Annotated in this window: 16 protein-coding genes; 11 read left to right on the top strand and 5 right to left on the bottom strand. The window is 73.0% G+C overall.

What is annotated here, in order from left to right; genetic code table 11:
* Positions 1-17: 17 nt before the first annotated feature.
* The 3 genes from QPK52_RS02475 (at position 18) to QPK52_RS02465 (ending at position 1,650) form a co-directional block, all read left to right on the top strand.
* Positions 18-548, top strand: a complete 531-nt coding sequence (locus tag QPK52_RS02475) for a DUF421 domain-containing protein (protein WP_410535264.1) — start codon at positions 18-20, stop codon at positions 546-548.
* Between the two features lie 104 nt (positions 549-652).
* On the top strand, positions 653-1,105 hold the full coding sequence (locus QPK52_RS02470; RefSeq protein WP_410535263.1) for an SPW repeat protein: 453 nt from the start codon (positions 653-655) through the stop codon (positions 1,103-1,105).
* Positions 1,102-1,650 (top strand): copper chaperone PCu(A)C, encoded by a 549-nt coding sequence (locus tag QPK52_RS02465; RefSeq protein WP_410535262.1) that lies wholly within the window; start codon positions 1,102-1,104, stop codon positions 1,648-1,650. The genes QPK52_RS02470 and QPK52_RS02465 overlap by 4 nt, the downstream gene beginning before the upstream one ends.
* Here the strand turns inward: QPK52_RS02465 and QPK52_RS02460 are convergent.
* A complete protein-coding gene (locus tag QPK52_RS02460; RefSeq protein ID WP_410535261.1) occupies positions 1,608-2,318 on the bottom strand; it encodes a hypothetical protein in 711 nt (236 codons plus the stop codon). The genes QPK52_RS02465 and QPK52_RS02460 overlap by 43 nt on opposite strands.
* 244 nt (positions 2,319-2,562) lie before the next feature.
* Between QPK52_RS02460 and QPK52_RS02455 the strand changes: the two genes are divergently transcribed.
* The 4 genes from QPK52_RS02455 (at position 2,563) to QPK52_RS02440 (ending at position 9,473) form a co-directional block, all read left to right on the top strand.
* The gene (locus QPK52_RS02455) at positions 2,563-5,277 is read left to right on the top strand and encodes an ABC transporter substrate-binding protein (protein ID WP_410535260.1); all 2,715 of its coding nucleotides are present in this window, start codon (positions 2,563-2,565) and stop codon (positions 5,275-5,277) included.
* A gap of 81 nt (positions 5,278-5,358) precedes the next feature.
* Positions 5,359-6,603, top strand: a complete 1,245-nt coding sequence (locus QPK52_RS02450; RefSeq protein ID WP_410535259.1) for a DUF1266 domain-containing protein — start codon at positions 5,359-5,361, stop codon at positions 6,601-6,603.
* A 606-nt stretch (positions 6,604-7,209) separates the two neighbouring features.
* Complete coding sequence (locus QPK52_RS02445) at positions 7,210-8,466, top strand: cation:proton antiporter (protein ID WP_410535258.1); 1,257 nt, start codon at positions 7,210-7,212, stop codon at positions 8,464-8,466.
* Complete coding sequence (locus QPK52_RS02440) at positions 8,463-9,473, top strand: potassium channel family protein (protein ID WP_410535257.1); 1,011 nt, start codon at positions 8,463-8,465, stop codon at positions 9,471-9,473. Before QPK52_RS02445 ends, QPK52_RS02440 begins: the two co-directional genes overlap by 4 nt.
* A gap of 151 nt (positions 9,474-9,624) precedes the next feature.
* Here QPK52_RS02440 and QPK52_RS02435 read toward each other — a convergent pair whose 3' ends face one another.
* The 3 genes from QPK52_RS02435 to QPK52_RS02425 all read right to left on the bottom strand — a co-directional run bounded on the left by QPK52_RS02435 (position 9,625) and on the right by QPK52_RS02425 (position 11,394).
* Complete coding sequence (locus tag QPK52_RS02435; protein ID WP_410535256.1) at positions 9,625-10,032, bottom strand: four-helix bundle copper-binding protein; 408 nt, start codon at positions 10,030-10,032, stop codon at positions 9,625-9,627.
* Between the two features lie 159 nt (positions 10,033-10,191).
* A complete protein-coding gene (locus tag QPK52_RS02430; protein WP_410535255.1) occupies positions 10,192-10,842 on the bottom strand; it encodes a DUF305 domain-containing protein in 651 nt (216 codons plus the stop codon).
* A 108-nt stretch (positions 10,843-10,950) separates the two neighbouring features.
* Entirely contained in the window at positions 10,951-11,394 is a 444-nt protein-coding gene (locus tag QPK52_RS02425) for a DUF6153 family protein (protein ID WP_410535254.1), read from the bottom strand.
* A gap of 124 nt (positions 11,395-11,518) precedes the next feature.
* Here QPK52_RS02425 and QPK52_RS02420 point away from each other — a divergent pair, with 124 nt between their 5' ends.
* Positions 11,519-11,872 carry an ArsR/SmtB family transcription factor gene (locus QPK52_RS02420; protein ID WP_410535253.1) on the top strand — a complete coding sequence of 118 codons (354 nt, stop codon included), beginning with the start codon at positions 11,519-11,521 and terminating at the stop codon, positions 11,870-11,872.
* 99 nt (positions 11,873-11,971) lie between these two features.
* Here QPK52_RS02420 and QPK52_RS02415 read toward each other — a convergent pair whose 3' ends face one another.
* Positions 11,972-13,387 (bottom strand): FAD-binding oxidoreductase, encoded by a 1,416-nt coding sequence (locus QPK52_RS02415; protein WP_410535252.1) that lies wholly within the window; start codon positions 13,385-13,387, stop codon positions 11,972-11,974.
* 1,237 nt (positions 13,388-14,624) lie between these two features.
* Between QPK52_RS02415 and QPK52_RS02410 the strand changes: the two genes are divergently transcribed.
* The 3 genes from QPK52_RS02410 to QPK52_RS02400 all read left to right on the top strand — a co-directional run bounded on the left by QPK52_RS02410 (position 14,625) and on the right by QPK52_RS02400 (position 17,266).
* Complete coding sequence (locus QPK52_RS02410; RefSeq protein WP_410535251.1) at positions 14,625-15,935, top strand: NAD(P)/FAD-dependent oxidoreductase; 1,311 nt, start codon at positions 14,625-14,627, stop codon at positions 15,933-15,935.
* A gap of 151 nt (positions 15,936-16,086) precedes the next feature.
* A complete protein-coding gene (locus tag QPK52_RS02405; RefSeq protein ID WP_245770085.1) occupies positions 16,087-16,386 on the top strand; it encodes an acyl carrier protein in 300 nt (99 codons plus the stop codon).
* Positions 16,376-17,266: a thioesterase domain-containing protein gene (locus QPK52_RS02400; RefSeq protein ID WP_410535250.1), complete on the top strand. Its 891-nt coding sequence runs from the start codon at positions 16,376-16,378 to the stop codon at positions 17,264-17,266. Before QPK52_RS02405 ends, QPK52_RS02400 begins: the two co-directional genes overlap by 11 nt.
* Positions 17,267-17,298 lie beyond the last annotated feature (32 nt).

The raw sequence follows: 17,298 nt of genomic DNA, 5'->3' as shown, positions 1-17,298 counted from the left end.
CGGGGTAGTCGTGCCCGATGTTCTTCGACACCGGATACGACCTGCTGCGTGTGGCCGTCATGGCCGCGTGCTCCTACGCGGCCCTGATCGCGGCGGTGCGGCTCTCGGGCAAACGCACGCTGGCGAAGATGAACGCGTTCGACCTGGTGGTCACCGTGGCCCTGGGCTCGACGCTGGCCACCATCCTGCTCAACGCGACCGTCTCCCTCGCCGAGGGGGCGCTTGCCCTGGCCCTGCTGGTGGCCCTCCAGTTCGTCAGCGCCTGGACGGCGGTGCGCTCCCGCCGCTTCCGGCGGCTGGTCAAGGCCGAACCGACCCTGCTGCTGAGGGACGGGCGCATGCTCGACGAGGCGATGGCCCGGCAGCGCGTCACCGGGAGCGAGGTGCTCCAGGCGATCCGCTCCCAGGGGGTCGGCTCGGTCGAGGAGGTCGCCGCGGTGGTGCTGGAGACCGACGGCAAGTTCAGCGTGATCACCCGCTCCCGGGCCGGCTCGGGCAGCTCCCTGTCGGACGTCGGGGAAGCGGCCGGGGCGCGGACGGCGGGGTGATTCCGGAAAGGAAGCCGCCGAACGGAGCCGGGGCGGGGGTGCGCACCGGGCGAATCGCCGCGAACGGCACCAAGATGGTCTGGAAGACCCCGTAAGGAGTTCCCATGGCTCGTCATTCCTCCCCACGCGGACCGGCAGCCGCCCGGGGCGCCGCGACCACGCCCGGCCCCACCGGCGTGCGGGACCAGCTCGTGACCGGCCTGATGATGCTGGCCGGCATCTGGCTGGTCCTGGCCGCGTGGTTCCTCAGGTACCCCTTCAGCGACGCCGCCGTCGACGCCCAGCGCAACGAGACCGGTGTCGGCATCGTGCTGCTGCTCACCGCAGCCGCCCGGATCGTACGCCCGCGCGGGTGGCTGTCGGATCTGATCGTCCTGCTCATGGGCCTGTGGCTGCTGGTCGCGCCGGCCCTGGTCGACTACGGCGGTCCGCAGAACACCCCCCGGGCGGCCCAGACCAACGAGGTCGTCATGGGCATCGTGCTCGTGGTGCTGGCGCTGGTGAGCATGCTGCTGCTGTTCCGGGCACGCCGCATGACCCCGGAGGAGGCCAGGTGAACGGAGCGCCGTCCGGAACCCCGCGCACACCGCGCCGCCCGCTCGTCCCGCTCCTGGCGGCCCTCCTCGCCCTCCCGGCCGCGGGATGCGGCACCGGAGGCGGGGGAGAGGCCGACTCGCCGGGGGCCAACGCACGGGTCGGTTCGGTCCTGGTGCGCTACGCCCATCTCGCCGAACCGGCGGACGGCCCCTGGGAGACCGGCGGCGACGTCCCCCTGTACGCGCAGCTGTACGACCAGGAACCGCCCGCCGACCGGCTGGTCTCGGCCGAGTCGCCGGCGGCGGGGTCCGTCGAGATCGTCGGCCGGGGCGGTGAGGTGGTCGAGGACGGGGTGGAGCTGACCCCGGACAGGTCGGTCGGCCTGGAGGAAGGGGGGACCTACCTGGCGCTGCGCGACGTGCGTCAGGAGATCCGGGGCGGCGACTTCGTGTGGGTGACCTTCCACTTCGAGGACGCCGGTTCGCTGTCCATGCAGGTCCCCGCGCAGACGCCCACCTACGATCAGGAGTCCTCGCCTCCTCCGCTGCCCACCCTCACCGGGTGATCGCCGGTGGCGCGCGACTCCAGGAAGTAGGCCCCCAGGCTGCCCGCGAGGGTGGCGAAGACGGCGACGGAGTAGACCGCCAGCACGATCTCCAGAACCTTGGGGAAGGCGCCGGGCCGGTCCAGCGGTTCTCCGGTGACGGTGGCCAGCGCGGTGGCGTGCAGCGCCTCGCCCAGGGACCGGTAGGAGCCGAACTCGTACAGCAGCTCGCCGCTGCCCAGGACGGTGATCGCCGAGACGGCCGCCAGCCAGCCGATCCGGTCGCCGAGCACCCGGCGCGCTGAGCGGGAGGAGCGCACCACCGAGGAGAGCACCCGGCCGGTGCGCAGCATCCGGACCGAGTGCGCCAGCCGCAGCACCCGGAGGAAGGGCAGCACCAGGAAGAGCAGCTGCCACCAGTTGCGGCGCCAGAAGGCCCTGGTATCGGGAGCGATGAGCAGCCGGGCGAGGAACTCCGCGGCGAACACCGCCCACAGCAGCCAGCCGGCCACGGCCATGACCGTGCTCAGCGCACTTCCGGGCCGGGCCAGCCGCTCGCCCAGCACGAGCAGCAGGAACAGCACGCCCAGCGCGCTCATCACCGGAGTCGCGCGGTCCAGCAGCTCCTGGGCGAGCCGCTCGCGTTCGGAGCGGGTACGGGAGGACGGACGGGAAGGCAGAGCAGGCACACCGCAGCCCTTCCCCCCGCGCGGCCGCGCACTCGTGCCGCTTTCACCGGCCGGGCGCCCCGCCGCCCAGCACACCGCCCAGCACACCGCCCAGCGCACCGCCCCTTCCGCCGGCCCCGGGCCCGGGGCCGGCGGAAGGGGCGGCCGGACCGCTTGCGGCAAAGCGCTTGTGACAGGTGGAGCACAGTCGGTAACTTCTCACACCCCGGACCGGGGGAGACACGCGAAAACCGGGGGGTCCTCCATGGCGACGCCTGCGCCCAACCGATTTCCGGACGACACCGGCGCGGACATATTCGTCCGCGAGTACCCCACCGCCGTGGTGCCCGACGCACCGGGCTATCTGACCACCAGGCCGCCGCTGCTCATCCTCCATGTGCCGGGGCACGGGGAGGAGTACGAGACCCGCGTCCGCAGGGTCATCAACGCACTGGTGGACCCGCTGAGCGACGGCGGCAAACTGGTTCCCTACGCCATCCTGCAGGCGGGTTCCGACGGCGACCTGCTGGCCGGGGAGGCGGGCAAGCAGCTCGCGTTCGGCATCCCCGGGAACATGACCCCCGACCGCTTCCCCGACTTCGAGCTGCTGCGGGACACCGTCGCCTACGTCCGGGAGCACCCCGGGGACTGGACGGCCCCCGCCGCGAAGGAGCTCCGGGACCACGCGTACCGCAGGCGGGCCGAACGCGGCGGGCTGCCCGGCCTGCTGTGGTCGCTCGGCGGGAAGGAGGCCCCGCCGGCCACGGGCCTGCGGGGCTGGCTGCTGAGGACGTGGTGGCTGAGCCTGACCAGGACGCTGCCCCGGTGGCTGTGGGCCCGGCGCAAGACGGCACGACTGGTCAGACCGGGGCGCCTCTCCCCCAACCGCCGCTCCCGCTGGCTCGGCGCGGAGCTGAACGTCCGCCGCAGCGGCGAGGACCTCTTCGGGGTGATGGACGCGGTGGCGGCCCGCCAGGCGCCGCGGCTGGCGCTCCCCGCGGACCACCCGCGCCACGCGGAGGCGCTCCAGGCCGTCGACCGGCTCCTGCTGCGCGCGCTCCTGGAGGACCTGGGCAGGCCCTCGGTCGGCCGCTTCCTGCCCAAGCGCCGACGACGCAGGGCGCGCCCGGTGATCCTGCTGGAGATGCCCAGGGACGCGGCGGACGGGGCCCAGGCGGCCGAACGCTTCCTGCGCTCCTTCCGGCAGGCGGGCGCCACGGTCGGCGGCCCCGGACCGCTGGTCGTCGCGGTCGGCCGGATCTCCGGGACGCTCCGGGCGGAGCTGGACCCGGAGGAGTGCAACCTCTCCCAGGCCGGTCTGCTGCTGCACGAGGACGCCCACCGCCCGGTGTGGGTCGGCCTGCGGGAGGAGCCCTTCTCCCGCGCCGGGCTGCCCGTGCGCAGGGTCTCCCCGAGGCGTTTCCGGCTCAGCTGGCGCACCCAGACGTCGGCGCTGGCCGGGGGCACGGCGCTGGCCGTCTCCCTGCTGGGCGTCGGCGGCGTCGAACTGCTCTCCGGCCCGGAGCGGGACACCGGGTGCGCCGGCGGCGGCACCGCCGCGGTGACCGAACTGGCCGAGCCGGTCCCCGTCGAGCCCAAGAAGTGGTACGACGAGATGCGCGAGGCGATCGACCGGCAGAACGCCAGGGCCGTGCGGTTCGCCGAGGAGGAGGGCCGCACCGTCCGCACGGTGGTCCACTTCGGTTCGGACGAGCCCACGGACCGCACCGACACCCTGTTCGACGGGACCATCCCCGAGCTGCGCGGCATCGCCATGTGGCAGGGCCGGATACTGCGCGAGGCGGGCGCCGACGAGTCGCTCGTGCCCCTGATCGTGGACGTCCGCACCACCGGGAAGGGCTTCAAGGACGCGGCCGCCGAGGCCCGCGAACTGGTCGAGGAGGTCGGGGAGGCCGACCGGCGGGGCGTCCGGAACCACGAGACGGTCGTCGGGGTCCTGGGATTCGCGCAGAGCAAGGAGGCCACCAGGGACGCGCTGGACATCCTGGAGTCGGCGGACATCCCGGTGGTGGGCACCACCGCCACCGCGGACGAGATGCTGGTCAGCCAGACCTACTGGCCCTTCACCCCGCTCAACAGCGACGAGGCGCGGATGGCGGCGGAGTTCGCCACGACGTCGAACATCGTGGCCAGGCCGGAGGGGGCGGACGGCTGCGTCCCGGCCCGGCACGCCGTCGTGGTCCAGAACTCCGACGACCTGTACAGCGCCAGTCTGGCGGGCAAGTTCACGAAGTGGTTCCCGGGCGACGAGCAACTGGTCAACTTCTCCCAGGAGGGCGCGTTCGGGACCGCCCCGCCCGGCAGTCCCAACGTGACCACCGCGGCGCAACTGGCCGGCACCGTCTGCGAGATGCTCGGCTCGGCGGGCGGGGACCCGATCGTCTACTGGTCGGCGCGGGCCAGGGACTTCACCGCCTTCGTCAACGCCTTCGACAAGCAGGGCACCTGCGTGAAGGACGGCCTGACGGTGCTGGGCGGCAACGAGCTGACGAACGTCGCGCTGACCGGCGAGTACGCCGACAAGACGTGGCTGCGCCTGTACCACTCCGCCCACCGACTGCCCACCACCGACAAGCGGGCGAGCTGGAGGACGCAGCGGTTCGCCCGGGAGTACGACGCGTTCGTCGGCGGACCGGCGAAGGCGGACCCCTGGCGCCACGACGGGCACTCCGCGGTGTCCTACGACGCCTTCCACATGCTCTCCCAGGCGGTGGACGGCGCCCGTTCGGGCCGGGACGTACACCGCAGCGCGGTCCTCGCCGTGCTGCGCGGCGGTGTCTCCTTCGAGGGCGCCACCGGCTACATCCACCGGCCCCTGTCCCCGAACAGGCCGCCGGCGGACAAGACGCTGGTGCTGCTGAGGCAGACGGACGGGGGGCCGGAGGTCGTGGGGGTGTGCGGAGCCTACGAGAAGGACGTGAGGAGCCGGGACCAGGGACCGCTGTGCGCGGCGGACTAGGCGTACCGCTCGGGGTGGCGCGGCCGGCCGCGCCACCCCGTACCGGAAGGTGACCGGGTCACTCTGTAGAGTGATTCCGCGATGGACACGTGGAGCGGAACGGCCGCCGGGAAGAGGGCGGCGGGGGAGATACGGGGCGGGCCGGCGCACATACCGTGGCAGCCGCCCACCGACGTCGAGCAGCGGCTGTACGAGGCGAGGACGCGCGGCGACTGGAGCGCCTACCTCGAGGTCCTGGCCGGGGCCAGGCTCTTCCACGCCGTACCCCGGTCGTGGGCGGACGCCAATCCGGGGTTCTTCGCCTTCTTCCCCTACTGGGACCCCAGGGCGCGCAGGCACTGCGTGGCAGTCCTGACGGAGGGGATGCTGCCCTGCCCGGCGCCGGACCCGGTGTTCCTGGAGCGTCCGTTGAAGGGGCACGCCCAGTGGTGGCCGGACTCCGGCCGGTGGCTGGCGGTCAACCCGGGAAGCCCCTGCGAGGCGTACTTCGCCGCCACCCCCGAGCACCGGCGGACATGGGCGGAGCACGCGGCGAGGGTCCCCCGGAACGCGGGGAGGGGCACGCTGCGCACCCTGCGGGTCGGAGGGGTGCACCAGGGGCCCGTGGCGCGCGGCCTGGCCTGCGGCGCCCTGCTGTGCGTGTCCAACGGCTCCCTGTGGAACGCCATGGGGTGGCACGGCACGGGCTACGGCGGCGAACGGGAGCGGCTGGCCGACTGGTGGGGCATCACCACCCGCGAGGAGTGGGCGTCGGCCCAGCAGCGGCTTCTGCGGGGCGAGGCGAGCGACTCGGCCTGGGAGTTCGTGCTGGAGGTCCGCCGGGCGATCGCCCGCGAGTACGGCGGGCCGGTCGGGATCGACCACTGGCGCCGGACCGTCGACCGCTTCGTGCGCGCACGCGCCGGGCAGGCGGCGGCCGGCGCCGACCGCCCCGACCCGGAGGCGGAGACCCGCCGGCTCCAGCGGCTCATCGGCCGCATCGTGCGCTACGAGGCCCGCTTCCGCGCGGACGGACTGCTGGCCGGGAACGGGTACGTCACCTCCGTCCTCGCCTGGGACTACGGCCGGGCCTCGAAGATGGCCCGCTGGGGCCTGGGCGCCCGCTTCTGCGACGTGGCCGAGGCCGAGCAGGCCGTGGTGCGGGCGGGCCGGGTCAGCCAGGTCGCCTACGACTCCTGGGAGTCCTTCTCGGCCGGCTACGTCCTCGGCCGCTGCCTGCACTTCGACGAGGAGGAGTTCGGCGACTGGTACCAGGAGATGCTGGCCGCCCACCGGGTCCTGACCACCGATCCGGCCGGCCCCTGGCGCACCATTCCCTGGAAGTGACGGCCCGCCGGGCGCGTGGGCGGGCGCGTGTGCGGGCGGGGCCCGGTCACCGGGCCCCGCCCGCGTCCTCGGGGGAGGCGTGTCGCTCGCAGTGGTGTTCTGGTGTGCCGGGAACCTCCTACATCTCGGCCCGCCGAGGCAGGAGCCGGCCTTCCCGGTGGCGTGCCCGCTCCCGCCGGAGCGGACAGACGGCCGTGCGGGGTCCGCCGGGGCCCCGCCGCTGCCGTGGGATGCGGCGGCCCCGGTGAGCGGCGCGATCACTCGAGTCGGCTGCCCTCAAGGGTTTCTCCTCTCCTCAGTGCGACCCGCCGTCGCGGCTTCCTGACGGACCGGGTTTCCGCTGACGGACCGTCAGAACTCCGGGTGTCGACGGAGAGCGCCCGACACCACCCCTTCGGGTGAGACGGCGCTGCTCCTCCGTACCGGAGGCGAACACTTGTAGGGCGCTATGGGCGTCCGCAGGGCGCCGCCGGGACGGAGGGCGACCGCTTCCGCCCCGAACGCCCGGCCCGGCGCCCGTCCGTTTCCGCGGCCCGCCCGGGCGCTCCGGCCGTCCGCTCACCCGGACGCCCTCGCCCACCGGGGGGCCGATGTGGCTACCGGTGCATGACAAGAATGGAGCAGGGCAGCCGCAGGGGCATGCTGGACAAACTCCTGACCGTCACCGCCGCCCTCGCCCTGGTGTTCGCGGTCTTCTCCGTGCGCATCCAGCGCGCCCCGCTGAGCGGGCCGATGCTGGCGCTGCTGGCCGGGATCGCCTTCGGCCCCGAGGTGCTGGGCGTCCTCGACCTGCCCACCGTGGTGGAGGGGCACAGGGAACTGCACGAGTTCTCCCGGCTGCTCCTGGCGGTGTCGGTGATGGCGATCGCCCTGCGCTACCCGTTCCACGACGTGCGCTCCAGGGTGAAGCCGGTGGCCGTCCTGCTGGTGGCGGCCATGCTGGGGATGGCGCTGATCACCACGGCGCTGTCGGCCGCCGTCCTCGGGATCGGCCTCGGCGCGGCGGCGCTGCTGGGCGCTGCCCTGTGCCCCACCGACCCGGTGCTCGCCTCCAGCGTGGTCACCGGCGAACCGGCCGAGAAGACGGTCACCGCCCGCACCCGGCAGGTGCTCTCCCTGGAATCGGGCGCCAACGACGGTCTCGCCCTGCCCCTGGTGCTGGCCGCGGTGGCGATCGCCGGAACCCTGAGCGGCACCGACGCGCTGCTGGAATCCCTGTGGCAGGTGCTGGGCGCGGTCGCCTTCGGAGCGGTGGCGGGCGTGCTGGGGGGCAAGGCGCTGCGCAGCGCGGAGGAGCACCGGACCGTCCAGTCCGGCCCCCTGCTCGTCTACACCCTGCTGCTGGCCCTCCTCGTCCTCGGGGCGGCCGGGCTGATGCGCCTGGACGGCGTCCTCGCCGTCTTCGTCAGCGGACTGGCCTTCAACGCGACGAGCTCGGTCAGCGAGCGCGCGGACGAGGACAAGAACGACGAGGCGGTCAACCGCTTCCTCGTCCTGCCGCTGTTCGTCGTGCTCGGCGCCATGATCCCGTGGCGCGAGTGGGGCGAACTGGGCTGGTGGCGCTGCGTCCTGCTGGTCCTGGGCGTCCTGCTGCTGCGCCGCCTGCCGGTCCTGCTGGCCCTGAAGCGGCCGCTCTCACTGACCTGGCGCGACACCCTCTTCATGGGCTGGTTCGGCCCCATCGGCGTCTCGGCCCTGTTCTACCTCACCATGGAGGCCCACCGGCTCGGTGCCGACCCGGTGGTACTGGCGGCCGGAACTCTGGTCATCGCCGCCAGCACCGTCGCGCACGGCGTCACCACCGCCCCCGGCCTGTCCCTCTACGCCAAGGCCGGCGAGAGGGGGCGTGAGGCGGCGCGATGAACGTGCTGACGACGGTGGCCGGCTGTGCCCTGGTCGCCCTGGCGCTGGCCGACGCGGTGATCACCTCGCTGTCGATGGTCACGGGCACCGGCCCGGTCGGCGGACGGACGGCCAGAGGAGTGTGGCGGTCCCTCCTGGCCCTCCAGGCCCGGGCGCCGCGCGGGACACGACTGCTGGAGTGGAGCGGGACGCTCACCCTGCTGGCCACCTTCCTGACCTGGACGGCACTGCTGTGGGCCGGGTGGTGGCTGGTGTTCGCCTCCCACGAAGAGGCCGTCGTCACCTCCGTCACCGCCGTGCCCGCCGACGGCTGGGCACGGGTGTACTTCACCGGCTACACCGTCTTCACCCTGGGCATCGGCGACTACGTCCCCGGCACCGCCTGGGCCCAGGTGGCCACCACCGTCGCCTCCCTGTCGGGACTGTTCCTGGTCACCCTCTCCATCACCTACCTGGTGCAGGTGGTCCAGGCGGTGGTCCACAAGCGCGTCCTGGCCGAGCAGATCCACGCCCTGGGACGGGACGCCGCCGCCGTCATCGCCGGGGGATGGACCGGGGACGGCTTCAGCTCCATGTTCAACCAGCACCTGGTCTCCCTGACCGCCCCGCTGCTGCGCATGGGCGAGCAGCACCTGGCCTACCCGGTCGTCCACTACTTCCACTCCGCCTCGCTCCACAAGGCCCCCGCCCCGGCCGTCGCCGTCCTCGACGACACCCTGCTGCTGCTGTGCGCCGGCGCGGCTCCCGGGGCCCGGCCCGACCCGGCGGCCACCGGCCCCCTGCTGTCCGCCATGGACCAGGTGCTGGACACCCTGCGGGGGCAGTTCTTCAGCCGGGCCGAACACGAACGTCCCGCGCCCCCGCTGTCGGTGCTGCGGCAGGTGGGCGTCCCCGTGGTCGGCGAGGAGCGGTACGCCGCCGGTGTCCGGGAGCACGCCCGGCGGCGGCGCAGCGTGCGCGGGTTCCTCTACAGCGACGGGTGGCGGGACGAGCGCGGCGACCGGTGACGAGGCGCCCCCACCGCCCTCCGGGCCGGGAGGCCCTGGCGGCCGTCCTCGTCCGCACCGCCCGGGCGGCCGGCCGGGACGGCCGCCGGCAGAGCCGTCGCGCCGCCCCGGCCGCTGGGGCCGGGGCGGCGGAGGACGGCGCTCCCCGGTCTCACAGGGTCGCCAGCAGTTCGTTGCAGGCCTGCTCGCAGCGGCGGCAGGCCTCGGCGCAGACGCGGCAGTGCTCGTGCATGTCGGCGTGGCGCTCGCACTCCTCCGCGCAGGACTTGCAGACCATGGCGCAGGCCTGGAGCTGGGTGCGGGTGATGTTGGCGTCGTAGCCGGTGTGCCGGGACAGGATCTTGCCGGTGGCCTCGCAGATGTCCGCGCAGTCCAGGTTGGTGCGGATGCACTTGCGCAGCTCGGCGACCATGTCCTCCGACAGGCAGGCGTCCGCGCAGGCCGTACAGGCCTGCGAGCAGTCGAAGCACTCGGCGATGCAGCGCTCCATGGCCTCGCGGTTCACACCGCCGAGGTCGGCCGGGTAGGTGCGCAGCATCTCGCTGACCATCGTCGTCATGGTTGTCCCCTTTCGCGCGGTTCTGTTCGATCCTGCGGGCTTCCGGTACGCAGCGACCGGAGAACCCGCGATACCGTGCGGACGGGTAACACCCCGAAGCGGCTGGTAAACCGGGGACCGGGATCCGTGCCACGCGGATCCCGGTCCCCGGGGCCGGCCCTACTTCCGGCCGAGCAGCTTCTCCATCGTGTCGATCTCGGCGTTCTGGGCGGTGACGATGTCGTCGGCCATGGCCTTCGCCGGGCCGTAGGAGCCGTTCTCCTTCTGGTCCCCGGCCATGGCCACCGCACCCTTGTGGTGCTCGATCATCATCTCCAGGAAGGCTGTGTCGAACGCCTTGCCGGAGGACTTCTCCAGCTCCGACATCTCCTCGGGGGTCATCATCCCGTCCATCCCGTGGGAGCCGTGGCCGGAGTGGTCCGTCCCGGACGTGCCCTCCGTCTCCGGGGGCACCTGCTCGCCCCAGGACTCCAGCCATCCGGACATGGTCTCGATCTCCGGGTCCTGGGCCTTCCTGATCTCGGCCGCCAGGTCCTTGACCTCCTGCGAGGCGGCCCGGGTCTCGGCCATCTCGGCCATCACCACCGCCTGCCGGTGGTGGGGGATCATCCCCTGGGCGAAGGAGACGTCGGCGGCGTTGTGGGAGCCGGCCGAGGTCGGGGCGGAGGCGCCCGCGGCGGGCTTGCCGCCGTGGCCGCCGTGGCCCGCGGGAGAGGGCTCCTGGGAACCGCAGGCGGTCAGGACTGCGGCGGCGGTCGCGGCGGTCACCGCGAGAGCGGCGCGGCGCAGGACGGAGCGGTGTGCGGTCATGGTGATACGAACTCCTGCTGTGGGAGGGAAATCCCCGGATGCGGGGAGTGAAGGGCGCGTCGCGCGCGGTACCGGGCCCCGGGGCGGGGCGGGGCCGCGCGGCGGCTTCTATATGCGCAGGAGTTGCAGTTCGCTCAGTGACGGAGGAGCGCGGCCGGAGAGGGCCGCCGAGGGCGCCGGCCCCGCGGCGGCCGCATCCGCGGCCGGGGCGGCGGAGGCGAGGAGCGTCGGCAGGACGGGCGGGCCGGAGGTGCCCACGGCCGCGCAGGTGGCGTCGGCGTGGTTCGGGTGCCCGTTCGTCCCGTGGCCCGGGTGCGCGCAGGCATCGTCCGCGGCGGCGCCGGGGGAGCCGTGCGCGGCGGTGTCCGCCTCTCCGGGCGTCGCGTGACCGGCGGACGCGAGGGCGGTGCGAGGTGCGTCCGGCGGGGCGACCGCGCCGACCGGGCCCAGGCCGTGCATGGCCACCACTCCGGCCAGCACCGCCAGAACCAGCAGCACCGTGCGGACCCGGGCCCGGTGGGGGCGGATCGGTGGATGCGGTCGCCGGTTCACGCGGGCATTCTACGGCCACGCCGCCACGGGAACCGTGGACGGGGTGCACGCGGACGGTGACCGGGGTGGTCCCGCGGACCGTGCGACCTGGTCCGGTTGATTCGACATGTGTCAACATAAGGGCATGTCGAACATGAAGGCGCCGTCGGTTCCGAAGGTGGAGCCGTGCTGCCCGCCGCTGACCGAGCGCCCGCTGACGGCCGAGGAGGCCGAGCGGACCGCCGCGATGTTCAAGGCGCTGGGCGATCCGGTGCGGCTGCGGCTGTTCTCCCTGGTGGCCTCGCACGAAGGCGGCGAGGCCTGCGTGTGCGACATCTCCGACGTCGGCGTCTCCCAGCCCACCGTCAGCCACCACCTGAAGAAGCTCCGCGAAGCCGGTCTGCTCACCTCCGAGCGCCGCGGCACCTGGGTGTACTACCGCGTCGATCCGTCGGTGCTCGCCGCCCTGGGGCGGTCCCTCGTCTCCGCGGGAACCTGACCGCCCTGCCCGGGACGGCCGGGCGCCACAGGCGAGGTCGCGGTCGGTGAGGACCTCCTCGACCGTGCGCGGGCCGACGCCGGCGAGCGTGGCGTGGTGTCAGCGGGGCCTGATGTTGTGGTTGAGCCGGAAGACGTTGCCGGGGTCGTACTCGGCCTTGACCGCGGCCAGCCGCCGGTGGTTGTCCGGCCCGAATCCGGCTACGACGCGGTCCTCGCCCTCGTGGCCGATGAAGTTGAGGTAGACCGCGCCGGTCGACCAGGGCCTGACGTCGGCGCGCACGTCGTGGGCCCACCGCCTGACGCGTTCGTCGTCGGCCGGGTCCTCCCACAGCCCGAAGGGGTGGACCACCCACGGCGCCCGCCGCCAGGGGATCGGGTGGTCCCCCGGGCCCCGCGCGACCGCGCCGCCCTGGGGGAAGAGCACGTGCTGGGAGGGCGAGGGCACGAGCAGGTCGCCGGCGCGGGCGCAGAAGGCCTCCACGGCCGGGTCCGGGAAGGAGGCCAGGTACTCGGCCGACCAGTAGTTCCGGTAACCGGGCGGGTCGTCGAGCATGCACTGCAGGTCGGCGTAGGACAGCTCGGCGGCCATCTCGGCGTCGTGGTCCATGTCGAGCACGGGCTCGGCGACGTCGCGCATCTCCTGCATCCCGCCCGCGTAGGTGACCAGCACCGCGCAGACGAGCTTCCCGGCCATGTCCGCGGGAACGAACTCCTCGGGCGGCGCGGTCAGGTAGATGAGCCCCCCGCCGACCTCGTCCGGGGCGGACTCCATGAAGCCTCGGTAGGTCCGCGCCACCTCCGGACCCGCCTCGGGCCGCCACATCAGCAGGGCCGCGGTCACCACCGGAAGCGGGTGCAGCCGCAGGGTGAAGGAGGTGGCCACGCCGAAGTTGCCGCCACCGCCGTGCAGCGCCCAGAACAGCTCCGGATTCTCCTGCCCGCTCGCGCGCACGGTGCGGCCGTCCGCGGTGACCAGCTCGGCGGACAGCAGGTTGTCGCTCGCCAGACCGAACCTGCGGTCCAGCCAGCCCGACCCGCCGCCCAGCACGAACCCGCCCACCCCGGTGGTGGAGACCCGGCCGCCGGTCGTCGCCAGACCGTACGGCTCGGTGGCCCGGTCCAGATCGCTCATGACGGCGCCGCCGCCGACCCGCACGGTGCGCCTGCCGGGGTCGACCACGACCGTGTGCATGCGCCGCAGGTCGATGACGATGCCGCCCTCGGTCAGGGCCATGCCCGCGACGCTGTGTCCGCCGCCGCGGACCGCGACCTCCAGACCGTTCTCCCGCCCGAAGCGGATCGCCTCGGCCACGTCGCGTTCGGTCTCGCACTGGGCGATGACGGCGGGGCGCCGGTCGATCATCGAGTTGAAGACCTTGCGGGCCTCGTCGTAGGGCGCGTCGCCGGGAGTGAGGACACGGCCGGCGAAGCCGGCGCGGAGGCCGGTGAGAGCCGTGTCGCGCATGCCGTGGGTCACCGTGCAGCTCCCTTCCCGGGGCACTGGCAGCCTCATCCCCACCGTAGCTCCGCGCCGGTCCCTCCGGCGCCCCGGCCGGTCCTCCGGCCGCCGGGCCGAGGCCGTGTGCGAAATCGATCATGGGACGTTCATAAATAAACAACAGGGGAGCGGGAAGTGGACGGGGCGCAAACGCGGACACACTCGCCCGTCTGTCGGAGAACCCGAGGTCAGCGTGTGTATCAGAGGTGCACCGATGACGCCATGTTGACGCTGTGTCGAATTATTAACAACGTGAGAAAAAATGTGTTCTTTTGATGCGTGGCTCGTGTGTTCCCTGCTAAGGTCATGCCCGTTCCAGGACGCAGCGGGGGCCTGGAGTGGTGTTTCATCTCTGAAAACGCGGAGGTGGAGGTCAGTGACCGCCGAGACACTCACGGGGGCTCCTGGCGTATTCGGTTCGAGCGGTTCGTCGGGGGATGGCCCGAGGCTCTTTCCCCGCGGTGCTGCGGAGGCCGGGGTGTCCGGCCGGACGCCGACGGCCGGGAGGTGTCGTGGGGCGGCGGGCGGCGGTTCGCGCCGGCTGCCCGTGCGGATCGCTCCGAGCTCTCGCGGCGAAGGCCGGTTACCCGGCCTGTTACCCGGGACCTCCGGCCTCTGAGAAGGGTGGCACGGAGGTTCGCGCATCGGTGACGATGCGTCAAAAGCATTCGTTCGAGGCCCAGTTGGCCGGCTCGGTCGGCCGGTCCGGGCTGTTCGACAGCCGGGGGCGGGGCCCCCGGTCCGCCGGCCGGGGGACCCTTCACTCCCTTCCGGAATTCCGGTCGAGGCATTCCTCCCCGGTCGCTCCACTCGGCGGCGGGCCGTCCGCGTCCGCCGGACCGGGGTGGGGTCCGGGCTCCTGCGAAGGCGGTCCGAGCGGCCGGGTGTGCCTCGTCGCAACACTCTAGTTCCCACTTTCACCGGAGTGTCCGAGCCAATTCTTCTACGCGGGTAGCCCTTTCCCTCTCCCTCCGGCTCCGGAATCGGTCGGTAATAAATCCGTCCTGCCCCGGGGCGGGAGTCGGGCATATGGTGTCGGCCGCCTGAATCGGGCTGCCCCGCCCTGCCCTGCGCTGAAATGAATTAAGGGATGAAGCCGTCGGCTCCTGCCGGGCGGTCCGAAGCAGCCTGCCCACTCACACCCCGTCCGTGTGGAGATGTGGGAGCAATGCGAGGAGAACTCTGTGTTCACCCTGTCCGTCGAATGCCGGACAACCGTGTCCGGTTCCCTGAGTCCCGTGAGGAGATATCGATGAAACCGCAGGTCGCCGTCATAGGAGGCGGGGCGGCGGGCATATCGGCAGCCTGTGGGCTGTGCGAGGACGCCCAGGTGACGCTGTTCGAGTCCGAGCCGCGGCTGGGCGGGCACGCCAACACGGTCGAGGTGGAGGACGCCGGCCGCACCTTCGGGCTGGACACCGCCTTCATCGTCTACAACGAGCCGCACTACCCGAAGATCACCCGCTTCTTCGCCGACCTGGGCGTGGCGACCCAGAGCCACCCGGGGAAGTTCTGCTTCTTCGACCTGGACGCCAGGAGCGCCTACGTCTCCGACGACTTCGAGCAGCCCGAGGAGGAGGTGCGGGCGCGGTACCCGGACGAGTTCGTCCGTCTGTGGCAGGAGGCCCGGCGCTTCCTCGAGGAGTCCCCCAGGCACTTCATCCGCAAGCAGGCCGACATCCCGCTGGGCGAGTACCTCGACCGGAACGGCTACTCGGAGGAGTTCCGGTACGGCTTCATCGTGCTCATCTCCACCGCGGCCTGGTCGGTGCCCGCCGACCGCATCTGGGACATGCCCGCCTCCACGGTGATCGCCTTCTTCTTCGCCCACGGCGCCGAGGGCCTGGGCGGCCGGACGGCTCCCTGGCGGACGGTGACCGGTGGCAGCGTCTCCTACGTCCGCGCCGCGGCCGCCCGGCTGCGCGCGGCCCGCGCCCGGATACGGCCGGCCACCCCCGTGGTGGGCGTGCGGCAGGAGCCGGACGGCGTCGTGGTGCGGACCGCCGCCGGAGCCGAGCGCTTCGACTACGCGGTCCTGGCCACCCACGCGGACGACTCCCTGAGGATGCTGGAGAACCCCGCCCCGCGGCAGCGGATGCTGGAGGCGTTCGCCTACCACCCCACCCGCGCCACCCTGCACACCGACACGTCGGTGATGCCGGACGACCGGACCGCCTGGCGGAGCTGGAACTACGGCCGGAGGAACCAGGACGGCCGGCAGATCTCCTGGGTGAACTACTACCTCAACGACCTCCAGTGCCTGGAGGGCACCAGGGACTACTTCCTCACCCTGGACTCCGGAGTGGACATCCGCGACGAACACGTCATCGAGGAGATCTCCTACCGGCACCCGGTCTTCACCATGGAGGCCCGCAGGCTCCAAAGCGAGATCTACTCCCTCAACGACCCCGCCGGACGCCTGATGTTCGCCGGCTCCTACTTCCACTCGCGCAAACTCGGCCCGGACGTCATCGGCCTGCACGAGTCCGCGTTCGACTCCGGCCTCGCGGCGGCCGAGGCGATCCGTGAAGCGATGCGCAGGTCCCGCGACGCGGCCGCCTGACCCCGTGCCGGCACAGCACGCGTACCGCCGGGTCTCCGCCCGCCCGGCCGCCGCGTGGCTGGTGGCGGAACTGACCCAGATGCTCGGAATCCAGGCCGCCGACGCCGCGGCCCCGTCCCGGCCCCCGAGGCCGACCAGAAGGAGAGAACCCGTGTCCGACACCCCGTCCGCCGAGACCGCCCGGACCACTGCGGAACCGCTCACCACCGAGGCCGTCCAGGAGTGGCTGCTGGAGAAGGTCGCCCACAAGCTGGGCGTCGCGCCCGCCGAGGTCGACCCCGAGCAGTACTTCGACGAGTTCGACCTGGACTCCACCGAGGCGCTGGTGCTCTCCGGGGAACTGGAGGACTGGCTGGGGTTCGAACTGGAGACCACCGCGCTGTGGTACCACCCGACCATCGCGCAGCTGTCCCGCTACATCGCCGAGAAGCAGGCCGAGCATGCGGCCTGAACGCCCCCGGCCCGAACTCGTCCGGGCGTTCCGAAGAGGCTCGGCACCGGAGCGCGCCCGGGTCCTGGTGATCCACCCCGGCGCCCTCCCCACCGCCGACTACGCGGGCCTGGCCGACGCGCTCCCGCCCGGCACCGGGCTGCACGTGGTGGACCTCGAGCAGATCCCCGAGTACTTCCGGGCCGCGCTGGACAGCGGACGCGTCACCACCTCGATCGACCGGCTCGCCGCCCGGGCCGCCGAGGAACTACGCGCCCGAGGGCTGCTGTCGGAGCGCTGGGTCCTGCTCGGCTGGTCCTTCGGCGGGGTGGTCGGCCATGCGCTCACCGGCCTGCTCGAGGAGGACGAGCGGCCCCGCCGGCTGGTGCTGCTGGACAGCATCGCGCCGGTGCCCGGCTACGTACAGCCCGAGGACGCCATCGGGCACGGACTGGCCCTGCCCTGGTTCTGCATGTACCTGGCCGCCAAACGCGGCGGCGATCCGGGCGCCCTGCCCACCGCTTTCCCGGACGACCCGGCCGGCCGGCCGGACGCGGCGCTGGAGCAGGTGCTGCGGGCCGGGCTGGACAGCGGCATCCTGCGGCCCGGCACCACCCTCCCGGGCCTGCGCAAGGTCTACGACACCTACCTCGACGGCCTCCGGCGCAACAACCGGCTGGCCGCCGCACACCGGCCGCGCCCCGTCGGCCTGCCCCTGGTCCTGCTGCGCCCCGAGCGAGGCCTCCTCGCCACCCCCGAACCGCTCGGCTGGTCCGGGCTCGGAGGAGACCTCGACACCGGGCTCACCCCCGGGGACCACTACTCGATGCTGCGCGACCCGGAGGCCCTGCGGCGCATCGCCGCCGCGGCGGTCCCCGAGACGGCCCCCGCCCCGGGATGAAGGGCGCCCGCCGCTGCCCGCCACACAGGAGC

Source organism: Streptomyces sp. KL2 (assembly GCF_046529545.1).
In the GTDB taxonomy this organism is placed as follows: domain Bacteria; phylum Actinomycetota; class Actinomycetes; order Streptomycetales; family Streptomycetaceae; genus Streptomyces; species Streptomyces radiopugnans.
Note: the sequence above shows the minus strand (reverse complement) of the source record. Positions and strands in the feature narration are given on the sequence as shown.